Here is a 695-nt window from a genome sequence, read left to right on the forward strand (position 1 = left end):
CACTTAACCATACAACCCAAACGGGTCTTTGTTTTGTGACAGTTTAACTTCGCCAGAAGTTAATATTGAATACTAAAGTAGATACCAATCAACAAACGTAAACGTTTATTAAATGGCACTGAATGATACTGCTATCATTCTTTTTTACTTTTGAAAACTCTGTACAAATAACAATGTCATTCATACGAATTTTATTATCAGCTTTTCCAAATTTTTAAAGAGCAGAGAATCAAAAACTTCTCAAAATTAAACACACTCTATTCTCAGGTGATTGTGCTACCCGATAAAAGAATATTTATTTTTAAGAAGTAAAGTGGTGGAGCTAAGCAGGATCGAACTGCTGACCTCCTGCGTGCAAGGCAGGCGCTCTCCCAGCTGAGCTATAGCCCCACATATGCTGGTCTTACTGTTTGTATACCGACTTCTTTTTAAGACAAGGCGCAAGTTGAGGCTGTTTAGTTCACTAAACAACGAAGCTTACAACGAAGTATTAAGAAGAAGTGGTGGGTCTGAGTAGATTTGAACTACCGACCTCACCCTTATCAGGGGTGCGCTCTAACCAGCTGAGCTACAGACCCAAACAATAAGTGTTGTTCTCTTTACAATTAACAATCATCTGTGTGGACACTACGAACAAATAAGTTCTAAATCGTATAAGGAGGTGATCCAGCCCCAGGTTCCCCTAGGGCTACCTT

The 695-nt window shown here is 39.1% G+C and carries 2 tRNA genes; both read right to left on the minus strand.

From position 1 onward, the window contains the following. Positions 1-314: 314 nt before the first annotated feature. Positions 315-390, minus strand: a tRNA-Ala gene (locus AN392_RS18075). A 111-nt stretch (positions 391-501) separates the two neighbouring features. Beyond that, positions 502-578 (minus strand) — tRNA-Ile (locus AN392_RS18080). Positions 579-695: the final 117 nt, after the last annotated feature.

The organism is Pseudoalteromonas sp. P1-16-1b, assembly GCF_001401785.1.
In the GTDB taxonomy this organism is placed as follows: Bacteria; Pseudomonadota; Gammaproteobacteria; order Enterobacterales; family Alteromonadaceae; genus Pseudoalteromonas; species Pseudoalteromonas undina.